A 20,976-nucleotide genomic window follows, 5' to 3' on the forward strand; every position below is an offset into this window, starting at 1 on the left:
CATGACACAGAACGCTTCCCCCATTGAACTGGTGGCGCCCGCAGGCAGCCTGGCCGCACTCAAGGCGGCCGTGGAGGCCGGGGCCGATACCGTCTACCTCGGCTTGAAGAACGCCACCAACGCGCGCAACTTCGCCGGCCTGAACTTTACCGAGAGCGACATCCGCACTGGCGTTGAATTTGCGCATCGGAAAGGGCGACAGGTGCTGTTTGCCATCAACACATTTCCGCAGCCCGGCCGCGCCATCGAGTGGCGCATGGCAATCGATGCTGCCTACATGCTGGGCGCCGATGCCGTCATCCTGGCCGACCCCGGCTTGATGGCCTATGCGCGCGACCGCTATCCGAACCTTCGGCTGCATCTATCCGTGCAGGGTTCTGCCACGCATGCCGGCGCCATCGAGCTGATGCGCGAGCAGTTCGGCATTCACCGCGCCGTGCTCCCGCGCGTGCTGACCTTGACCGAAGTCGAACGTGTGATTCAGCAGACGTCGGTGCAGATCGAGGTGTTCGGCTTCGGCAGCCTGTGCGTGATGGCCGAAGGGCGTTGCCTGTTGTCGTCGTATGCCACGGGCGATTCGCCCAACAACAAGGGCGTGTGTTCACCCGCGCATGCGGTGCGCTGGGTGGAACGCGACGGCAGCCTGGATGCCCGCCTGAACAACATCATGATCGACCAATACGCACCGGGTGAGCCGGCCGGGTATCCGACGCTGTGCAAGGGGCGCTTCCTCGTCGACGGCGAGATCGACCACGTGCTGGAAGAGCCCACGAGCCTCAATGCGCTCAGCTTGTTGCCCAGGCTGATCGCCATGGGCGTGTCGGCGATCAAGATCGAGGGGCGCCAGCGCAGTCCGGCGTACGTTGCGCAGGTGGTGGCCACATTGCGTGCCGCATTGGATGCTGCGCAGGCGGACCCGGCACGCTTTTCCGTCAAGCCCGACTGGCAGGCAGCGCTCGTGCGTCACGCAGAAGGCGCGCATGTCACGCAAGGCGCGTTTGATCGGCCCTGGAAATAGAAGGCACATCATGTCTTACGAAATTTCGCTTGGCCCGCTGCTGTACTACTGGCCGCGGCTACAGACGTTCGACTTCTACGCAGAAGTCGCCGCCAGCCCTGTCGACATCGTCTACGTGGGCGAGACGGTGTGCAGCCGCCGCCATGAATTGCGGGCGGACGACTGGCTCGATATCGCGGCCATGCTGCGCGAGGCCGGCAAGTCGGTGGTGCTATCGACGCGCACGCTCATCGAAACCAGCGCCGAGGCCCAGGCGTTGCGCAAGCAATGTCAGCAGGACGACTGGATGGTCGAAGCCGGCGAGCTTGGCGCTGTGCGGTTGCTGAACGGCCGGCCATTCGTTGCAGGGCCGCATTGCAACGCGTATCACGGCGCGACGCTGGCATGGCTGGCCGGGCTTGGTGCCGTGCGTGCGGTCATGCCGTTGGAGATGAGCCAGGCCACACTGGCCGATCTGATGCATGAGAAGCCTGCCGAGTTGGCGATCGAGGCGATGGTGTGGGGACGCTTGCCGCTGGCATTTTCCGCACGCTGTTTTACGGCGCGGCACTTTCGCCTCAATAAGGACGACTGCGGCTTCCGCTGTATCGAGCACCCCGACGGCCTGGCGGTGCGCACGCGCGAAGGGCAGGAGTTTCTCGCCATTAACGGTATTCAGACGCAATCGGGGCAATGCCTCGACATTCTCGATCAGGCGCCCGCGCTGTCTGCGCTGGGCGTGAAGGTGCTGCGTGTCAGCCCGCAATCGCAAGGCACGCTGGACGCCGTGGCGGCACTGGATGCCCTGCGCCTTGGCCTGCCTGTGCCGCAGGTGCAGCCTCCGGAGGGCATTGGACGCTGCAACGGCTACTGGCACGGGCAGTCCGGCATTGAATGGTTGGAGGCGCCGCAATGACACGCTTGCGCCCACCCGAAGTATTCGTCCGCATGGCGCGCAGCCTACCGGTGCCGCTGACATCGTTGCCGTTTGTGCTGGGGCTCGATCTGGCCCGGCGCCTGTCTTGGCTCACGCCGCCTCCCGAATTGGAAGGGCGGCGCTTTGCCATCACCGTGGAAGACCTCGGCCTGCGCGCCTGCTTTTGCTGCCGTGGCGGAGCGTTCCACACGCTTTCAGCTTCAAGCCCCGAACCCGAATTGGAGCTGCGTGCCGGCGTGGGCGATTTCGTTGCGCTCATTCGTGGCACCGCCGACGCAGACACGCTGTTCTTCCAGCGCCGCCTCAAGATTGCGGGCGACACCGAGCTTGGGCTGATCGTCAAGAACTGGCTCGATGCGGCTGCACGCCCGGCGTGGCTTGCACGCTGGCAATCGCGATAGCGAGGGGCGCCATGTCATCACGTGCATTGCCGCTCGTCTATGCATGCTCGGGTTGTTCGAGTGTGGCGCAAGCGGCAAACCGCCTGGCCGTCGATCTGGACCGGGCAGGCAGGGCAGAGATGTCCTGCATCAGCGGTGTCGGCGGCGGGGTGCGCGCGCTCGTCAAGACAGCACGCAGCGGGCGGCCCATTCTCGCGCTCGACGGTTGCGCGCTGGCGTGCGTCAAGGCCTGCCTGGCAACGGCGGGCGTGGCGCCCGACATTCACCTCGTGCTCAACCAGTGCGGCGCCAAGAAGCGCTATCACGCCGATTGCAGTGACGATGAATTGAGCGCCGCCGCCGCGCTGGTGGACGACGCCGTCAACACGCTCCAGCATCGCTTGGACACCGCAGGCGATTGATTTGCGCCGACTGCCTGCTTTTATCCCGCGATGAGCTGGCGCTGCAACGCCGTGGTGTTCGGGATGACAACCTCGCGGCCTTCCACCCGGATCAGCCCGTCGCGAATCAATTGACGCAGCGTGCGGGAAAGCGTGGCCGGCGCCAGCCCCAGCTTGGACGCGACCAGACTCTTGCTGCATGGAAACCGCGTGCGGTCAAATTTGCGCGGCAGCGAGAGCAGATACCCGATCAGCCGTTCATTGGCGCTTTGCAGGTTCACGGTTTCGATGTCGCACATCAACGTGTGCAAGCGCGCGGACAGCCCCGCGAGCATCTGCCGCGCAAGGCGCGGATGCACGTGCAGTGCATCGTCGATGGCGCGCTTGTCGATCCAGACCAGCAGGCTGTCTTCCATGGCCTGTGCATCTGCCGCGTAAGGGCGGTTCAGGAACATGAATGGCTCGCCGAAGCACTCGCCGGGCCCGAAGAACTCGATGACCTTGCATTGGCCGTGCGCCCCCGGCAACACGAGCTTGATCGCGCCGACCACCACGACATAGAAACCATCGGCCCGATCGCCACGGTGAAACGCGAAGTCGTGCCGCAACACACGCACTGCGTGGCTGTCTCGCGTGAGCACAGCCATGTCATCGTCGTCGAAGTCCAGGAACAGCGGGCTGTGCTTGAGCAGATCGCCCACATTGAGGGGGTCTTGCATAGTGTCACCGGCAACAGAAAGAAGAAAAACAGGCGGCCAATGCGCGCTGGGCGCCCTCGCTGGGCAGCGTGATGGCCGGGGTTCCGGGGGCACTTCGGTAGGCTTGTAGTGCGTAGTGTTTCACGCCGCGCTGGCTAAGGTTTTGCGCCAGCGCAAGAAGCTGCGGTTCGGGCAACCAGTCGGGGTGCCACGTGGTGCGGCACTCGAATGCGCCGCCGTTCTGCAGCAGAAGGTCCAGGGACGCATCGACCGGCGCGGCGCTGCCGCGGCGGCCCGTGAGTGCATCGTAGCGCGGTGCGCTGGTCTTGATGTCGAGCCCCACCCAGTCCACCAGCGGCAGTACGTCGGCCAGGCGCGCCGGATAAATGCCGCCGGTGTGCAGGCCAATCTTGTAGCCTAGGGCGCGCACGTCGCGCATCAGTTGCGGTAATTGCGGTTCGCTCAGCGGTTCACCGCCGGAGAAGACAACCGCGTCGAGCAGGCCCGTGCGACGCTGAAGAAACGCAAAGACGTCGTCCCAGTCCAGCGTGCGGGCCCGCGTTTGCAGGTGCGGGTTGTGACAGTAATGACAGCGCCACGGGCAGCCCGCCACGAACACCACTGCCGCAAGCTGCCCGGGCCAGTCGACGCTGGAGAACGGTGCCAGGCCGCCGATGGCCGGCGGCGGGCAGTGCGGTGGCTCAGCGGGCGCGGTCTTCAACAAAGAAGCGGCGTTCACGGAATTCCCCTTGCTTGCCGATGTTGAACGAGCTGACGGGCCGGTGATAGCCCATCACGCGGGTCCAGACTTCGCAGCGCGTGCGCTGGCTGTCGTCGAGTGCAACGGTGAGGTTGGCGGTGTGTGCAATGGTGCTCATACGGAGGCTCCTTCGTGATGGAGGTGGGTGGAAGAACCAGGTGTGCCCGCCGTTGTGCAACCGCACTTGCCGTTAGGCTGCTGGGCCAGCAGTTCTGCGTCGCATTTCGGACAGAACGCGTGATGGCCGGACAGGTAGCCGTGCTTCGGGCAGATCGAAAACGTCGGGGTGATGGTGATGTACGGCAGGCGGAAGTTCGCCAGCGCGCGCCGCACGAGTTCCTTGCACGCCTGCGGCGAGGAAATGGCTTCATTCATGTACAGGTGCAGCACCGTGCCGCCCGTGTATTTGCTCTGCAGCGCTTCCTGGCGCGCCAGTGCTTCGAACGGATCATCGGTGTAGCCGACGGGCAACTGGCTGGAGTTGGTGTAGTACGGCTGTTCTGTCGTACCAGCCTGTAGGATGTCTGGCCAGCGCTTGCGGTCTTCGCGGGCGAAGCGGTAGGTCGTGCCCTCTGCGGGCGTGGCTTCGAGGTTGTACAGGTGCCCCGTCGCCTCCTGGAACTCCGTCATGCGCTGACGCACGTGGTCGAGCAGGCGCACCGCCATGGCATGGCCGAATGGCGTGGTGAGGTCGTCGGCGTCGCGCGTGAAGTTGCGCACCATCTCGTTGATGCCATTCACGCCGAGCGTGCTGAAGTGGTTGCGCAGCGTGCCCAGGTAGCGCCGCGTGTACGGATACAGCCCCTGGTCGATCAGCCGCTGGACGAACTTGCGTTTGACTTCCAGCACGTCGCGGCCAAGCGCAAGCAGCGTATCGAGCCGCGCCAGCAGCCCAGCCTCATCGCCCGCGTAGAGATAACCCAATCGCGCACAGTTCACCGTCACCACGCCAATGGAACCAGTCTGCTCGGCAGAGCCAAACAGCCCGTTGCCGCGCTTGAGCAGCTCGCGCAGGTCGAGCTGCAGGCGGCAGCACATCGAGCGCACCATGTGCGGCTCCAGATCGGAGTTGAGGAAGTTCTGGAAGTAGGGCAGCCCGTAGCGTGCCGTCATCTCGAACAGCAACGTGGTGTTGGGGTGCTCCCAATCGAAGTCCGGCGTGATGTTGTAGGTCGGAATCGGAAACGTGAACGCGCGGTCCTTTGCATCGCCGGCCATCATGACCTCGATGTACGCGCGGTTGATCATGTCCATCTCGGGCTGGAGATCGCCGTAGGTGAAGGGCATCTCTTCGCCGCCAATGTAGGGAACCTGTTCGCGCAGGTCGGCAGGGCAAGTCCAGTCGAACGTGAGGTTGGTGAACGGCGTTTGCGTGCCCCAGCGGCTGGGCACATTCAGGTTGTAGATCAGCTCTTGCATGGACTGCTTCACCGCCGCATACGACATCGCATCGCGGCGGATGAACGGCGCCATGTACGTATCGAATGAACTGAACGCCTGCGCGCCGGCCCACTCGTTTTGCAGCGTGCCGAGAAAATTGACGATCTGTCCGATGGCTGCCGACATATGCCGCGGTGGCGTCGCTTCCACCTTGCCCGGCACGCCGTTGAATCCCTCTGTCAGCAACTGCCGCAACGACCAGCCTGCGCAGTAGCCCGACAGCATGTCGAGATCGTGGATGTGGATGTCGCCCTCGCGGTGCGCTGTGCCCGCTTCGGGGCTGTAGACATGCGAAAGCCAGTAGTTGGCGGTGACCTTGCCTGCCACGTTCAGGATCAGACCTCCAAGGCTGTAGCCCTGATTGGCGTTGGCATTGACACGCCAATCGCGCTGCTCGAGGTATTCGTCCATCGTGCTCTCGACATCGACCAGCGTGTGCTTGAGCGAACGCAGCCGGGCGTGTTGCTCGCGGTAGACGATGTAGGCACGCGCGGTGCGCCAATAGCCGGCGTCTACCAGCACCTCTTCCACCCAATTCTGGATGATTTCGATACCGGGGCAGGGGAGCGGGGAGAGATGTCCGAGCACGCCCGCGGTCAGGCGTTGCGCCTCGACGGCGTCGAATTCGCCGGTGGCTTGGCCGGCAGCCGCGATGGCCTGGCAGATCTTTTGCGCATCAAACGGTGCCAATGAACCGTCGCGCTTGGTGACTTGCCTGGTGACCTGTGTGCTCGTCATGAGGTACTCCATCTAGTGGTATGGAGTCAGACTAGCACTACATATTGTGGTCTGTGAGTCTTAAAGACCTTGATCTTGAAATCGCTTGACCCCGGTCAACCGGGGCCGCGTGCGACGCGGACACTGCGTGTCGCCATTAGTCGACGATGAACAGCCGGGCGCCGTTCCTGGTGTACGACTGATGGGCTTCCGCATCGTCGCCCACCTGATAGCTCATGCCGGGCGTGAGGATGAACTTGCGGCCATCTTCCAGTGTGGTTTCCAGTTCGCCATCCAGGCAGAACAGGATGTGGCCCTTCTTGCACCAATGGTCAGCCAGGTAGCCGGGCGTGTACTCGACCATGCGCACGCGGATGCGGTCCGGCTCGTCGCCAAAGTAGCGGGTGCGCCAGATCGCCATGCCGGTCTCGCCGGTGTGTTCGGTAAGTTCAACGGCGGACCAGTCGGTCGTGCCAAAGGCGAAGGGCGCCATTTTCATCGCGAGACTCCGGTGGGTGACGTAAGCCCATGATGGTATCAACGGCTTACGTGGCGCAGGCGTCGCATTTCATATGCTCAAAAAGTCGCTTTTCAGTACGCCGCGACGGCATTGCGTGCGGCTCAATAATCCGCTTCTGACCGGCTGATTCCACTGCCTGTGCGGCATCGCAGCAAGGTGTCGACGGCGTCATATCAATGTATGCAGAAATTGCATGGTGCCATGCAACATCGACATAACGATCGTCATGCGCTTCTCTAATATCGTCGCTTTTTACAAAGCGTGACGAACTTGGGCCGGCCCTTGGCCCCATGAGATCCGCGTCTGCCGCGCGCCGTCCCTCCGGCCACGGTATTCCTTGGAGAAAGTCTTGAACACCAAACGTCTGACCTCCCATATCGGGCTGGCAATGCTGCTGGGCATTGCCGTCGGCTGGGGTTGCCACGAATATGCCAAGGACGCTGCGGCGGCCAAGGACATCGCTTCGTACTTCAGCATCATCACCGACATCTTCCTGCGCATGATCAAGATGATCATCGCGCCGTTGGTGTTCTCGACGCTGGTGACGGGCCTGGCGAGCATGAGCGGCGGCCGCTCGGTCGGCCGCGTGGGACTGCGCGCGATGATCTGGTTTGTATGTGCGTCGGCCACGTCGCTGGCGCTGGGCATGCTGCTGGTCAACTTCTTCCAGCCGGGCGTGCACATGAACCTCGCGCTGCCGGATGTGTCGGCCACGTCGGGCCTGAAGACGGGTGATTTCACGCTCAAGGCCTTCATTACGCACGTGTTCCCGCGCAGCATCGTGGAGGCCATGGCCACCAACGAGATCCTGCAGATCCTGGTGTTCTCGCTGTTCTTCGGCGCGGCGCTGTCGACGATGAAGAACCCGATGGACAGCGTGATCGGCCGTGGCCTGGAAGAGTTGACCAAGCTGATGTTCCGCATTACCGACTACGTGATGCGCTTTGCGCCGCTGGGCGTATTTGCCGCCATGGCCGCCGCCATCACGGTGGAAGGCGTGGGCGTGCTGTGGACCTACGGCAAGCTGATCGGCGAGTTCTACCTGGGTCTGGCGCTGTTGTGGTCGATCCTATTCTTCGTCGGCTACGTGCTGCTGGGCCGCTCGCTGGGCCGTCTGCTGGGGCTGATTCGTGAGCCGACGCTGCTGGCGTTTGCTACCGCAAGCAGCGAATCCGCTTACCCGAAGACGATCGAGGCGCTGGACCGCTTTGGTGTGCCCAAGCGCATCTCCAGCTTCGTGCTGCCGCTGGGGTATTCGTTCAACCTCGATGGCTCGATGATGTACCAGGCGTTTGCGGTGCTGTTCATCGCGCAGGCCTACAACATCGAGATGAGCTTCACCCAGCAGGTCACGCTGCTGCTGGTGCTGATGCTCACGAGCAAGGGGATGGCCGGCGTGGCGCGCGCCTCGCTGGTGGTGGTGGCGGCCACGCTGCCGATGTTCCACCTGCCGGAAGCGGGTCTGCTGCTGATTATCGGCATCGACCAATTTTTCGACATGGGCCGCACGGCCACCAACGTGATTGGCAACAGCCTGGCCACGGCCGTGGTGGCGAAGTATGAGCCGGCAGAAGAGGATGCGGAGGCGGAAGCCGCTGAACCTGCAATGCAGCCGCAGCCGAACGTCGGTTGACGTTGAGCCACGATGACAGCGCGCCGCCTTTCAGGGCGGCGTCGTCATATTTAGACGGCGTTATTCGGGCTGGTAAGCGAGCGAGGTTACGGCCGGGCTCAGGGGCGCGTCACCAATGTCGACGCGCTGTGCCATCGGCGCCTCACCCAGCAATGCCGCCACCATGGCTTGCAGCGGAAGCACGTCGCCGGTGCTCATGAAGCGTGGCGATGCGGCTTGGCCCGATGCCTGCAATCCCGCTGCCGCCAGCGTGCGGCCCAGATGACGCGCGACGGCGTGACCGGTGTCGATCAATGTCAGCCGGTCGCCCGCAATCTCGCGGATGGCGTCTTCCAGAAACGGGTAGTGCGTGCAGCCGAGCACCAGCGTGTCAGCGCCCGCATCGAGCATCGGCTGCAGATACGCCTGCAGCAGCTCCAGCACCGCAGGCGAATGGGTATCGCCGCGCTCGATCAGGGGGACGAGGCCGTAGCCGGGTTGGCTCAGCACTTTGCAATCGCCAGAGGCAGCCGCCAGCAGGCGTGCAAATTTCTCGCTGTGCAGCGTGCTTTCGGTCGCGAGCACGCCAACCACACGGCTCTTCGACGTGGCAACCGCTGGCTTCAAGCCGGGCTCGACGCCAATCACCGGTACCGCGAGCTTTTCGCGCAGCACGTGCACAGCCTGCGCCGTGGCTGTGTTGCACGCGATCACCAGCGCCTTGCAGCCTTGGTCGACCAGCCATTCGCACACACGCAGCGTGCGCTCGGCAATGTATTCAGGAGATTTTTCCCCGTACGGGGCATGGCGGGAATCCGCCAGGTAGAGAAGCGATTCGGCCGGCAATTCGGCGCGAATCGCGCGCAGGACGGAGAGCCCTCCGAGGCCGGAGTCAAAGACTCCGACCGGTGCCTGCGCGCGTGTCGTCATATCGCGTGAACGGATCAGCCTGCTGCGACGGGAATCTTGCCGATCTTCGCTTGCCATTCCGCCGGGCCGGTCTTGTGGACCGACGTGCCCGAGCTATCGACGGCGACGGTGACGGGCATGTCCTTCACGTCGAATTCGTAGATGGCTTCCATGCCCAGGTCTTCAAACGCCAGCACCTTGGAGCCGCGGATGGCCTTCGACACCAGGTACGCCGCGCCGCCCACGGCCATCAAGTAAGCCGACTTGTGCTTCTTGATGGACTCGATGGCGACGGGACCGCGCTCGGCCTTGCCCACCATGGCAATCAGGCCCGTCTGGGCGAGCATCGTCTCGGTGAACTTGTCCATGCGTGTAGCCGTGGTCGGGCCTGCCGGGCCGACAACTTCATCGCGCACCGGGTCGACCGGGCCGACGTAGTAGATCACGCGGTTGGTGAAGTCGATCGGCAGCTTTTCGCCCTTGGCCAGCATGTCGGCGATGCGCTTGTGGGCGGCATCTCGGCCGGTCAGCATCTTGCCGTTGAGCAGCAGCGTCTGGCCCGGCTTCCACGAGGCAACTTCTTCCGGCGTGAGGGTGTTCAGGTCGACGCGCTTGGACGTTTCGGTGTTCGGCGCCCATTCGACCTTCGGCCATTGCGACAGGTCCGGCGCTTCCAGCTTGGCAACACCGCTGCCGTCCAGCGTGAAGTGCGCGTGACGCGTGGCGGCGCAGTTCGGGATCATGGCGACCGGCAGGTTGGCCGCGTGGGTCGGATAGTCCAGGATCTTCACGTCGAGCACGGTGGCCAAGCCGCCCAGGCCTTGCGCGCCAATGCCCAGCGCGTTGACCTTTTCGTACAGCTCGATGCGCAGTTCTTCAGCGCGGTTGCTCGGGCCGCGGGCGATCAGGTCTTGAATGTCGATCGGCTCCATCAGGGCTTCCTTGGCCAGCAGCATGGCCTTTTCAGCCGTGCCGCCAATGCCGATGCCCAGCATGCCCGGCGGGCACCAGCCGGCGCCCATGGTCGGCACGGTCTTGAGCACCCAGTCGACGATCGAGTCCGAAGGATTCAGCATCACGAACTTCGACTTGGCTTCCGAGCCGCCGCCCTTGGCTGCGACGATCACATCCACCGTGTCGCCCGGCACGATCGACATGTTGATCACGGCCGGGGTGTTGTCCTTCGTGTTGGTGCGCTTGCCGGCCGGGTCGGCCAGCACGCTTGCGCGCAGCTTGTTGTCGACGTCGTTGTACGCGCGGCGCACGCCTTCGTTGACCATGTCTTCGAGGCTCATCGTGGCGCCGTCCCAGCGCACGTTCATGCCAACCTTCAGGAACACGGTGACGATGCCGGTGTCCTGGCAGATCGGACGCTTGCCTTCAGCGCACATGCGGCTGTTGGTCAGGATCTGCGCGATGGCATCCTTGGCGGCCGGGCTCTGCTCCTGCTCATAGGCGCGGCCCAGAGCAGTGATGTAGTCCATCGGGTGGTAGTAGCTGATGTACTGCAGGGCGTCGGCGACGCTCTGGATGAGGTCTTCTTGACGAATGACGGTCATGGTGGGGACCAACGTGTAGGAATGAGAAACCGGGATGCGGCAGGGCAGTGATCTGCACTACGCACCGGCAGCGGGCGCTGCCGGTTCAGAATAGCCTGCGATCATACACCCAATGTCGGCCACGGATTGTCCGACCGGTTTCGTCGGGCTCGCCACGCCGACAGGGGCACGGCGTCAATGTGCGTCGGCAGCCCCGCCGTGCGGATGCGCATGCGAAACGATGCGGTCTACCCACGCCATCACCAGCGCAGAAACCAGGAACGCCACGTGGATGACCACCTGCCACAGGATCGTGTGCGTGTCTTTCTGGGCCGCGTCGATGAACGTCTTGAGCAGGTGGATCGACGAGATGCTGATCAACGCCATCGACAGCTTCACCTTCAGCACGCCCGCGTTGACGTGATCCAGCCATTCGGGCTCATCTTCATGGCCCTCGATGCCGAGCTTGGACACGAAGATGTCGTACCCGCCGATGATCACCATGATCAGCAGGTTGGAGATCATCACCACGTCGATCAGGCCCAGCACGGCCAGCATGATCTTGGTTTCGTCCAAGTCGCCCAGGTGCGCAACCAGATGCCAGACCTCGACAATGAACAGATACACATACGCTGCCTGGGCGATGATCAGCCCCAGGTAAAGCGGCAGTTGCAGCCAGCGGGAAAAGAAGATCAGGCGCGGAATCGGGCGCAGCGGAGCGATGGGCGACTTCATGGGAAACGGGGCCGGGTGAAAAACGCGTGATTGTAGCGTCCCAAGTTTGCCGAACCGCTGACTGGAAGACGGCTGCCGCCCACCGCGCTATTCGCGGTCCAGTGACGGATCGAGCGGGTCCAGCGGGTCTGCCACACGCGCGCGGCGCGCTGGATAGCGTGGCCGTGCCGGCCAGCTTGCAACGAGGATGCCCGCCACCACGCAAGCCAGCGCAATGCCGTGCGGCCAGCCCGGCGTCTCGCCCAGGGCGACGATCCCGTAGGTGGCTGCCGCAATCGGCAGCACCGAGGTGAATACGCCCGCAAGGTGTGCTGGCACATGCCGGATGCCCTTCATCCACAGCCAGAACGAGAAGATGCTGGCCGACAGCGCATACCAGAGCACAAGGCCCCAGATGGGCAACGGCACGCCTGACAGATCGAAGGTGAGCAGGGGCACCAACCCCAGGGGCAGCATCAGCAGGCCGCCGATCAGGTGCGTGTACGCGCAGATCTCGATGGCGGGCAACGTTTGTGTCAGTCGCCGCGACAGAATGACGTAGATCGACTCGCATAACACCGCGCCCATCACCAGCGCATTGCCCAGCAGCGCTTGCGCGGCATCGGCAGTCGCCGCGCCCGAAGATTCGCCCCCGCGATAGGCGTTGAGAATGGCGACGCCCGCCACCGCCAGCGCCACCGACACCAGCGTGCGCCCCGACGGCTTCTCGCGCAGCACGAGCCACGACAGCAGCGCCACGGTGGCCGGGATCGTGCTCGTGATGATGCCCGCGGCCAGCGCCGAGGTCAGCCGCACGCCGTTGAGCATCAGCAGCGTGAAGCCGAACGTACCAAAGAATGCCTGGAGGAACAGGTTGGTCCACTCGCCGCGCGTCACACGGCGCATGCGCGATGGCTTGTACCACGGCGCCATGCAGACGATGGCAATCAAAAAGCGCAGCAATGCAAACAACATCACCGGCATGACGGCGACGATCGATTTGCCGAAACCGACGTTGCTGCCGACCAATGCCATGGCAGCAATCAGAAAAAGGGCGTGGATGGGCACGATGAGGAATCAGTGGAAACCGGCACGGGACGCGGCTCTCTGGCCGGCTATGCTGCGTTGCGATGCGTGCCGTAACATGAAGTGACGCATTATAGTAATGCCCTTCACGTCGGTTTGCCGCGCAGAAATGCGTAAGGCTGGAGTCAGGTCAGCCCCTTAGATTCGCCGCAAAACGACTACAGACATCGCTATCAGGAGACATCATGGCTGGCATTGAATCTGTCCTGCAGGAAACGCGCGTGTTCGACCCGCCCGAATCCTTTGTCAAACAGGCAAACATCGCCGGCATGGATGCGTACCGTGCGCTGTGTGCCGAAGCCGAGCACGATTACGAAGGCTTCTGGGCGCGCCTCGCACACGAGCATCTGCTGTGGCACAAGCCTTTCAGCAAGGTGCTGGATGAGTCCAACGCACCGTTCTACAAGTGGTTTGAAGACGGCGAACTCAACGCCTCGTACAACTGCCTCGAACGCAACCTGGAGAACGGCAACGCCGACAAGGTCGCCATCATTTTCGAGACCGACGACGGCAAGGTATCGCGCGTCACTTACCGCGAACTTCACGCACGCGTCTGCCGCTTCGCCAATGGCCTGAAGGCCCTGGGCATCAAGAAGGGCGACCGCGTCGTGATCTACATGCCGATGTCGATCGAGGGCATCGTCGCCATGCAGGCGTGCGCGCGCATTGGTGCCACCCACTCCGTCGTGTTTGGCGGGTTCTCGGCCAAGTCGCTGCAGGAACGCATCGTCGACGTGGGCGCCGTGGCGCTCATCACGGCCGACGAGCAGATGCGCGGCGGCAAGGCGCTGCCGCTCAAGGCCATCGCCGATGAAGCGCTGGCCATGGAAGGCACCGACGCCGTCAAGCATGTCATCGTCTACCGCCGCACCAACGGCAACGTGAACTGGGTGGAAGGTCGCGACCGCGCGATGGACGAGGTCGAAGCGGGCCAGCCCGACACCTGCGAAGTGACGCCGGTTGGCGCGGAACATCCGCTGTTCATCCTCTACACCTCGGGTTCGACCGGCAAGCCGAAGGGCGTGCAGCACAGCACGGGCGGCTACCTGCTGTGGACGTTGCTCACCATGCAGTGGACGTTCGACCTCAAGCCCGACGACATCTTCTGGTGCACGGCCGACATCGGCTGGGTGACGGGCCACAGCTACATTGCGTACGGCCCGCTCGCGGCCGGCGCCACGCAAGTCGTGTTTGAAGGTGTGCCCACGTATCCGAACGCCGGCCGCTTCTGGGACATGATCCAGCGTCACAAGGTCAACACGTTCTACACCGCGCCGACGGCGATCCGCTCGCTGATCAAGGCCGCCGAAGCTGACGAAAAGGTCCACCCAAAGCAGTACGATCTCTCCAGCCTGCGCCTGCTCGGTACCGTGGGCGAGCCGATCAACCCGGAAGCCTGGATGTGGTACCACACGAAAATTGGCGGCGGCCGTTGCCCGATCGTCGATACGTTCTGGCAGACCGAGACCGGCGGCCACATGATGACGCCGCTGCCGGGGGCCACGCCGCTGGTGCCGGGCTCGTGCACGCTGCCGCTGCCGGGCATCATGGCTGCCATTGTCGATGAAACCGGGCACGACGTGCCGAACGGGCAGGGCGGCATCCTCGTCGTCAAGCGTCCGTGGCCGTCGATGATCCGCAACATCTGGGGCGACCCGGAGCGCTTCAAGAAGAGCTACTTCCCGGAAGAGCTGGGGGGCAAGCTGTATCTGGCGGGCGATGGCTCCATCCGCGACAAGGACACCGGCTACTTCACCATCATGGGCCGCATCGATGACGTGCTGAACGTCTCGGGCCACCGCATGGGCACGATGGAAATCGAGTCGGCGCTGGTGGCGAACCCGATCGTGGCCGAAGCCGCCGTGGTGGGCCGTCCAGACGACATGACGGGCGAAGCCATCTGCGCCTTCGTGGTGCTCAAGCGCTCGCGTCCCGATGGCGAGGAAGCCAAGCAGATCGCCAACGAGCTGCGCAACTGGGTTGGCAAGGAGATCGGGCCGATCGCCAAGCCAAAGGACATCCGCTTTGGCGACAACCTGCCCAAGACGCGCTCGGGCAAGATCATGCGCCGCTTGTTGCGCTCGCTGGCCAAGGGTGAGGACATCACGCAGGACACGTCCACGCTTGAGAACCCAGCCATCCTCGATCAACTGAAGGAAACACGCTAACCGCCAGCGCTGGTCGCCAATCTTGGCCGCCGACACCCAACAAGACAGCCGCTTTCGCAAGCGGCTGTTTCTGTATTACGGGCTCTATACCGTAGGGCTGCTGCTCTTCATCGTGATGATGGGCGCGATCGAGCGCGTGCGCGGCGCGGGCGTGTGGCTGGGCTATGTGTTCCTGTTCGTCACGATTGCCATCTATGCGTGCATCGGGCTGATCTGCCGCACGGCGGATCTGACCGAGTATTACGTGGCAGGGCGCCGCGTGCCGGCGTTCTTCAACGGCATGGCCACGGCGGCTGACTGGATGAGCGCCGCCTCGTTCATCGGCCTGGCGGGCATCGTGTTCGCTTCGGGCTACGAGGGCCTCGCTTACGTGATGGGCTGGACGGGCGGCTACTGCCTCGTCGCTTTCCTCCTGGCGCCGTACCTGCGCAAGTTCGGTGGCTACACGGTGCCGGATTTCCTGGCCAATCGCTACGGCAATGGCGAGCGCGGCGGCAGTTCTGTCGTGCGCGGCATCGCGGTGCTGGGCGCGACGCTGTGCTCGTTCGTCTACCTCGTCGCGCAGATCCAGGGTGTGGGGCTGGTGGTTACGCGCTTTATCGGCGTCGAGTTTTCGGTGGGCGTGTTCTTCGGGCTGGCGGGCATTTTGGTGTGTTCGTTCCTGGGCGGGATGCGTGCCGTGACCTGGACCCAGGTGGCGCAGTACATCATCATGATCGTGTCGTTCCTGGGCGTGGTGTCGATCATCGGTTGGCATCGGTATCACGACCCGGTGCCGCAGCTTTCGACGGGCCGCCTGCTGCTGCAGATCGAGAAAGAGGAACAGCGCATCGCGCACGACCCTGCAGAGCAGCACGTGCGCGACCAGTTCCTGAGCGAGGCGCAGGCGCTGCAGGAACGCATTTCGCAACTGCCGCAGTCGTTCGAGCATGCGCGGGAAACACTGAACACGCAGCTCAGGCTTGCACGCGAACGCAATGCGCCGCTGCGCGAGATCAAGGCACTGGAGCGCCAGCGCGAAGAATTTCCTCCAGATGCGGCCACCGCGTCGATCCTCTGGAATCAGCAGCGCGAAGACGCCCTGGCACGCAGCCGCATGGCGCCGCCATCCATTGAGCCATTTCCGTCGGCGTCGCAAAACGAGCGCGGCACCGAGCGGCTGAACTTTGTGCTCCTGGTGTTTTGCCTGATGGTCGGCACGGCCAGCCTGCCGCACATCCTCACGCGCTTTCACACCACACCGTCGGTGCGCGAGACGCGCAATTCCGTGAGTTGGACGCTGGTTTTCGTGGCGCTGCTGTATGTGTCGGCGCCGGCGCTGGCGGCGCTCGTCAAGCTTGATCTGCTGCAGCACCTGGTAGGGGCGCCGTTTGCCGACCTGCCGCAGTGGATCGTGCCGTGGCGCAAGGTCGACCCGCCCGTGTTTGCACTGCATGACATCAACGGCGACGGCATCGTGCAGTGGGCGGAGGTGATGATGCAGCCGGACATGGTTGTGCTGGCCGCGCCCGAGATTGCGGGGCTGCCGTACGTGTTGTCCGGGTTGATTGCGGCGGGCGCGTTGGCGGCGGCGCTGTCGACTGCCGATGGCCTGCTGCTGACCATCGCCAACGCGCTGTCGCACGATGTGTACTTCCACATGATCGACAACACGGCCAGCCACCAGCGGCGCGTGACGAGCGCCAAGGTGGTGCTGCTGGGCGTGGCGCTGCTGGCGGCTTATGTGACGTCATTGAAGCCGGGCAACATCCTCTTCCTGGTTGGGGCGGCTTTCTCGTTGGCGGCGTCGTGCTTCTTTCCGGTATTGGTGCTGGCCGTGTTCTGGAAGCGCACCAATCGTGCCGGTGCCATCGCGGGCATGCTGACGGGGCTGGCCGTGAGCGTGTACTACATCATCGCCAACTACCCGTTCTTCACCCGCATGACGGGCGTGCTTGGCCAGCCGTGGTTTGGCGTCGACCCAATCGCCTCCGGTGCGTTCGGCGTACCGGCCGGTTTTGTCGCCGCGATTGTCGTGAGCCTCGTGACCAAGCCGAACCGGCCGGTGATCGACAAACTCGTCGGCTATATTCGCGATCCGCAGTAAAAAAGCCGGCTCCCGACGAGCCGGCAAAGGGCAGGACCGAAGCGTGGGGGCTCCGGTGACCTCTCCCGCCAGCCCACAACACGAGTGGGGCAGCGCGGCGAGGCGGCGCGCTCAGTCGGGCAAGGGATGCGCCTGCGGCTTGTCGTTCGATAACGTCTGGATGGCCCGCTCCAGCGGTGCCGCACTGACGCTGACTTCGCCTGCAAAGGGCCGGTCCACGGCCAGCACAAAAAAGAACGCCAGGCCCAGCGTGGTCGCCCACACGGCCACCAGCGCCATGTGAAAGCGCGTGGCCGGCAGCGCATAGAGCAGCAACAACGAAAGGCCGCTGGCGATCAGCATCACGCCCCAGAGCGTGCTGGGCATGGCGGCTTCCAGGTTCTGCAGGCGTTTCTCCCGGTACTTCACCATCTCGTTGACGCGGGCGAGCACTTCGATCAGCAGCACGCGTTCGCGGTCGTCGCGGGGCGTGATGCGGTTGGCCGTGGCGAACATGTTGTTGAACGCAGCCTCCGTGTCGGCGTCAGGACGCGCTTGCTGCTGCATGCTCGGCCATTCGTCACGGACAACGTGCTCCAGATAGGTGATCAGCTCGCTTCGCGCGGTTGTGGCGCTCGGGTGCGAGAACGCCGAGAGATCGCGCGCGAGTTCCGTGGCGCACGCAGCTTCGGCGGCGACGATGTCGGCGGCGGCTTGATACGCACCCCATACCGAGATGGCCGAGAAGGCGACCAGCAGCGAGTTGATGGTCGTGACGGCCGTCATCATGGCGATGGTCATGTTGCGCTGCTCGGCGTCGAGCGTGACTGGAAAAACGCGGCGAAACAGCGCGTAGCCGCCCAATGCTACGAACAGCGTGGCGAAGACGATGATCGCGCCCATCGCCCATGCGGGGATGTTGTAGAGGAACAGCATGAGGTCACTCCTTGGATGGCCGGTTGGAGGCAGAGGGGGGCGCAGAAGCCGGCGGGTCGCTGGCGGCGAGCATGGCGCGCGTGAAGTCGGCCAGGCGTTGGCGCATCGCCTCGGGTGAGGCGTTGCTGTCGAACGACTGTTGCAGATCGATCAGGTTGGCTGCGAGTTCGCTTTGCCACTGCGTGCGCTCGCTGGCGGCGCGCGCACGGTAGGTCTGCATGGCAGCGTCGGCATCGGCCGAGCGGTCACCGCGTACGAGCGTTTCGAGCGCGTCTACCAGCCGCTGCAGCAGCCGGTGCACAGCGGTGGCAGAGAAGCCGCCCAGCATCGCCAGCGTCGGTTTGCCGAAGTTGTGCATGCTGCCCCCGTCGAACAGATGCGCCGGCAGCATCTCGACCAGGATCAACCCGGCAATCACGCCGAGGATCAACCGTGCGCAGTAGGAGGCGTCGTACTTCGGGTCGTAGGTGGCTGCAGCCACATAGCGATGTGCCTGAAACAGTGTGGCAAACGACGCGCCCAGCCCCGCGCAGAACAGCAGGAAAAGCGTGTTCCATAACAGAGGCGCGCCGTCCGAATCCAGGAAACCCCGGTCGATGTTTGCGCTCGACACGTCGGGCGACATGCCGGTGGCAATCACGGCGATCAGGAAGACGATCGCAGCGCTGGTCAGCAGCCGTATCAACGGCACAGGACCGAGCCATGGGAACGGATGATCGCTGCGATGTTGTGCGTCGAGCAGCGTGACGGCCTGCGGGGTAGCCGGCGCGATGGCGGCCGCAAGTTTGCGGTGGATGGCGGCCAGCGCGTGGTGCGGTGTGGCCTGCGGCGGCATCTGCCTGTCGATGAGCGGGCCGAGCTGGGCGATGAGTTCCGGCGCGACCGGCAAGCCGTGGTGCAGGGCGTAGCGGGCCATCGCTTCGCATTCTTCACGCAGTTGTTCAACGAGGGGCGGGATTGGTTGTGGCTGCGGTGCCGCACGCGGGCGCAGCCAATGCGCGAAGCCGAGCGGGATCATGCGGGCCTCCCGTCGTTAGCTGGCGTGCTCGGCTGGATGATGGAAAGCGAGCCGCGTTGCAGGTGTGGGCTGTTGTGTCGCATGGTGGCCTTCGTCAGCGGGGTGGGCCGTGCACGGCCCCGGCTTGCCCCGTTGCTTGTTTCACACGGGGCCAGTCCACTTTGCGTCGCGCGTGCGAGCCCGCCAATGCAGCGGAAGTCACGAACGACGGCCTAACGAAAGACACAGGACAGAAAAGAGAAAACGCCCGCGGCCTTTCGGCGGCGGGCGCAATGACAGCTTGGAGAAGACAACTACGACGGTGACCGTGCTCCGATCAGGCGCGTGCGGCGTGCGGATCGACGCGGAAGAAGGACATTGCAGCGTTCAGCTCTTGCCCCTGGTCCTGCAGCGATTGCGATGCGGCTGCGGCTTCTTCCACCAGCGCCGCATTGCGCTGTGTGACTTCATCCATTTGCGAGATCGCCTGGTTGACCTGTTCGATGCCGCGCTTCTGCTCGACGGATGCGGCGGCAATTTCTTCCATGATGTGCGTGACCCGGGCCACGGCTTGCGTGACCTCCGTCATGGTCTCGCCGGCTTCGCCCGCCAGCGTGGAGCCGTCGTGAATGCGCTCTACCGACGAGGCGATCAGTTCTTTGATCTCCTTTGCCGCCGTTGACGAACGCTGCGCCAGGCTGCGCACCTCGCTGGCGACCACTGCAAAACCGCGCCCCTGCTCGCCTGCGCGTGCGGCTTCCACGGCGGCATTCAGCGCGAGGATGTTGGTCTGGAACGCGATGCCTTCGATGATGCCGGTGATGTCGGCAATCTTGCTTGAACGGTCGCTGATGTCCTGCATGGTCGACACGACCTGGCCGACGACCGTGCTGCCCTTGAGCGCCACTTCCGACGCGGTAGAGGCCAGCGCGGTGGCGTGCTGGGCGTTGTCGGCGTTCTGCTTCACAGTGGAAGTCAGCTCTTCCATGCTGGCGGCTGTTTCTTGCAGCGACGATGCCTGCGCTTCCGTGCGCTGGCTCAGGTCGGCATTGCCCGCCGCAATCTGTTTGGCTGCGCCGGCGACGCTTGTGCTGCTGTCGAGTACCTTGTCGACGATCTCCGTCAGGCGGCCGTTCATGTCACGCAGGGCAGAGAGCAGGTGGCTCGTCTCGTCCTTGCCTTGCACCTGGATGCGACTGCTCAGATCACCGCGCGCCACCGTCCGGGCGACATCCACAGCGGTGCGGATCGGCTGCGTGATCGAGCGCGTGATGATGATGCCCGCAATCACGGCCAGCAGCACCGCGCCGATCGACAGGCCGGCCAGCAGATTGCGCTGCATGACGTACTGCGCCTCATACGCTTGCACGAGCTGTTCCTGGCGCTCGTGCGTGTACGTGGCATACGCGTCGGTGGCCTTGATGAGGGCGGCCAGCAGCGGGCGGCACTCGTTGTCCATCTTCTGGATGGCTTCGTCGTGTTTGCCGGCAAGTGCCAGCCCGACGATGTCGGTCGCCACGGGGCCGTACTGGGCTTCCACGCGATTGATGTCTTCCACCAGCGTACGGGCGCGGTCGTTGGCGTCCTTGGCGCCGGCAATCATGTCGTTGAGCTGCTTGAGCTTGCTCTTCACATCGTCGTGCGCCCGAAAGACGTCAGCCTTCTCCAGATCCAGGTCTTTTTGCGTGACCACGAGGACCAGGTTGCGTGCGGCGATGGCGCGCCGATCCACCGCCGTGCGCACGTCGTTGGCGACGTCCGCGCGGGCGCTGATGCCGTGCACGTAGTTCGAGAACCCTTCCGTCGATTCGGAGAGCGCCCGCAACGACATGCCTGACACCACGACAACAATGGCGGCCAACACGCCAAAGCCCGCCCTGAGCTTGGCTTTGATGGTCATCTGAAAAAGGTTCACTGTGTCCTCCGGTTTGCTGACTGAATTGAGATGCGGTCGCGCACCGGAGCGGCTAGGGAAAGACGGTCGACGACCACGTTAGTTATGTGCAAGGGCTGCGTACTTGAGAGAGGCAGGTTATGTCACGATGTGACCGGTTGTTTTCGTCCGATATCCCGGTCTCCACGGGGTTATCGGCATTGAAAA

Annotated in this window: 19 protein-coding genes; 7 read left to right on the forward strand and 12 right to left on the reverse strand. The window is 63.9% G+C overall.

Annotated elements, in window-relative coordinates; genetic code table 11:
• Window position 1 precedes the first annotated feature (1 nt).
• The 4 genes from ubiU to M1D44_RS05250 are packed head-to-tail and all read left to right on the forward strand — an operon-like array spanning window position 2 to window position 2,736.
• Window positions 2-1,018 (forward strand): ubiquinone anaerobic biosynthesis protein UbiU, encoded by a 1,017-nt coding sequence (ubiU, locus tag M1D44_RS05235; RefSeq protein WP_112184416.1) that lies wholly within the window; start codon window positions 2-4, stop codon window positions 1,016-1,018.
• A gap of 10 nt (window positions 1,019-1,028) precedes the next feature.
• A complete protein-coding gene (locus M1D44_RS05240; RefSeq protein WP_316854291.1) occupies window positions 1,029-1,913 on the forward strand; it encodes a U32 family peptidase in 885 nt (294 codons plus the stop codon).
• Window positions 1,910-2,335: a ubiquinone anaerobic biosynthesis accessory factor UbiT gene (gene ubiT / locus M1D44_RS05245; protein ID WP_024975376.1), complete on the forward strand. Its 426-nt coding sequence runs from the start codon at window positions 1,910-1,912 to the stop codon at window positions 2,333-2,335. The genes M1D44_RS05240 and ubiT overlap by 4 nt, the downstream gene beginning before the upstream one ends.
• A gap of 11 nt (window positions 2,336-2,346) precedes the next feature.
• A complete protein-coding gene (locus M1D44_RS05250) occupies window positions 2,347-2,736 on the forward strand; it encodes a putative zinc-binding protein (RefSeq protein ID WP_112184419.1) in 390 nt (129 codons plus the stop codon).
• A gap of 20 nt (window positions 2,737-2,756) precedes the next feature.
• Here M1D44_RS05250 and M1D44_RS05255 read toward each other — a convergent pair whose 3' ends face one another.
• From M1D44_RS05255 to M1D44_RS05275, 5 genes are all read right to left on the reverse strand, one after another.
• Window positions 2,757-3,434 carry a Crp/Fnr family transcriptional regulator gene (locus M1D44_RS05255; RefSeq protein WP_024975378.1) on the reverse strand — a complete coding sequence of 226 codons (678 nt, stop codon included), beginning with the start codon at window positions 3,432-3,434 and terminating at the stop codon, window positions 2,757-2,759.
• Window positions 3,435-3,438: 4 nt separating this feature from the next.
• A complete protein-coding gene (locus tag M1D44_RS05260; protein WP_024975379.1) occupies window positions 3,439-4,152 on the reverse strand; it encodes an anaerobic ribonucleoside-triphosphate reductase activating protein in 714 nt (237 codons plus the stop codon).
• Window positions 4,115-4,291 (reverse strand): anaerobic ribonucleoside-triphosphate reductase, encoded by a 177-nt coding sequence (nrdD, locus tag M1D44_RS05265; protein WP_024975380.1) that lies wholly within the window; start codon window positions 4,289-4,291, stop codon window positions 4,115-4,117. The genes M1D44_RS05260 and nrdD overlap by 38 nt, the downstream gene beginning before the upstream one ends.
• On the reverse strand, window positions 4,288-6,351 hold the full coding sequence (locus tag M1D44_RS05270; RefSeq protein WP_112184421.1) for a ribonucleoside triphosphate reductase: 2,064 nt from the start codon (window positions 6,349-6,351) through the stop codon (window positions 4,288-4,290). The genes nrdD and M1D44_RS05270 overlap by 4 nt, the downstream gene beginning before the upstream one ends.
• 136 nt (window positions 6,352-6,487) lie before the next feature.
• Window positions 6,488-6,829: a DHCW motif cupin fold protein gene (locus tag M1D44_RS05275; RefSeq protein WP_316854290.1), complete on the reverse strand. Its 342-nt coding sequence runs from the start codon at window positions 6,827-6,829 to the stop codon at window positions 6,488-6,490.
• 370 nt (window positions 6,830-7,199) lie between these two features.
• Between M1D44_RS05275 and M1D44_RS05280 the strand changes: the two genes are divergently transcribed.
• On the forward strand, window positions 7,200-8,483 hold the full coding sequence (locus tag M1D44_RS05280) for a dicarboxylate/amino acid:cation symporter (RefSeq protein WP_461241612.1): 1,284 nt from the start codon (window positions 7,200-7,202) through the stop codon (window positions 8,481-8,483).
• A gap of 60 nt (window positions 8,484-8,543) precedes the next feature.
• On the opposite strand, the gene murI is transcribed toward M1D44_RS05280, so the two are convergent.
• The 4 genes from murI to M1D44_RS05300 all read right to left on the reverse strand — a co-directional run bounded on the left by murI (window position 8,544) and on the right by M1D44_RS05300 (window position 12,691).
• On the reverse strand, window positions 8,544-9,392 hold the full coding sequence (gene murI, locus M1D44_RS05285) for a glutamate racemase (protein ID WP_024975384.1): 849 nt from the start codon (window positions 9,390-9,392) through the stop codon (window positions 8,544-8,546).
• A 14-nt stretch (window positions 9,393-9,406) separates the two neighbouring features.
• Complete coding sequence (locus M1D44_RS05290) at window positions 9,407-10,930, reverse strand: fumarate hydratase (RefSeq protein ID WP_004634356.1); 1,524 nt, start codon at window positions 10,928-10,930, stop codon at window positions 9,407-9,409.
• Between the two features lie 174 nt (window positions 10,931-11,104).
• Complete coding sequence (locus M1D44_RS05295) at window positions 11,105-11,644, reverse strand: TIGR00645 family protein (protein WP_024975385.1); 540 nt, start codon at window positions 11,642-11,644, stop codon at window positions 11,105-11,107.
• An 87-nt stretch (window positions 11,645-11,731) separates the two neighbouring features.
• Window positions 11,732-12,691: a DMT family transporter gene (locus M1D44_RS05300; RefSeq protein WP_112184423.1), complete on the reverse strand. Its 960-nt coding sequence runs from the start codon at window positions 12,689-12,691 to the stop codon at window positions 11,732-11,734.
• A 203-nt stretch (window positions 12,692-12,894) separates the two neighbouring features.
• On the opposite strand from M1D44_RS05300, the gene acs reads away from it, so the two are divergent.
• The gene (gene acs / locus M1D44_RS05305) at window positions 12,895-14,877 is read left to right on the forward strand and encodes an acetate--CoA ligase (protein ID WP_316854288.1); all 1,983 of its coding nucleotides are present in this window, start codon (window positions 12,895-12,897) and stop codon (window positions 14,875-14,877) included.
• 22 nt (window positions 14,878-14,899) lie between these two features.
• The gene (locus M1D44_RS05310; RefSeq protein ID WP_112184425.1) at window positions 14,900-16,963 is read left to right on the forward strand and encodes a sodium:solute symporter family protein; all 2,064 of its coding nucleotides are present in this window, start codon (window positions 14,900-14,902) and stop codon (window positions 16,961-16,963) included.
• 111 nt (window positions 16,964-17,074) lie between these two features.
• Here M1D44_RS05310 and M1D44_RS05315 read toward each other — a convergent pair whose 3' ends face one another.
• The 3 genes from M1D44_RS05315 to M1D44_RS05325 all read right to left on the reverse strand — a co-directional run bounded on the left by M1D44_RS05315 (window position 17,075) and on the right by M1D44_RS05325 (window position 20,775).
• On the reverse strand, window positions 17,075-17,878 hold the full coding sequence (locus M1D44_RS05315; RefSeq protein WP_316854287.1) for a bestrophin-like domain: 804 nt from the start codon (window positions 17,876-17,878) through the stop codon (window positions 17,075-17,077).
• A gap of 4 nt (window positions 17,879-17,882) precedes the next feature.
• Entirely contained in the window at window positions 17,883-18,896 is a 1,014-nt protein-coding gene (locus M1D44_RS05320) for a hypothetical protein (RefSeq protein WP_024975390.1), read from the reverse strand.
• Between the two features lie 316 nt (window positions 18,897-19,212).
• Window positions 19,213-20,775 carry a methyl-accepting chemotaxis protein gene (locus M1D44_RS05325; RefSeq protein WP_316854302.1) on the reverse strand — a complete coding sequence of 521 codons (1,563 nt, stop codon included), beginning with the start codon at window positions 20,773-20,775 and terminating at the stop codon, window positions 19,213-19,215.
• Between the last annotated feature and the right edge of the window lie 201 nt (window positions 20,776-20,976).

The sequence above is a fragment of the Ralstonia sp. SA306 genome, assembly GCF_054792405.1.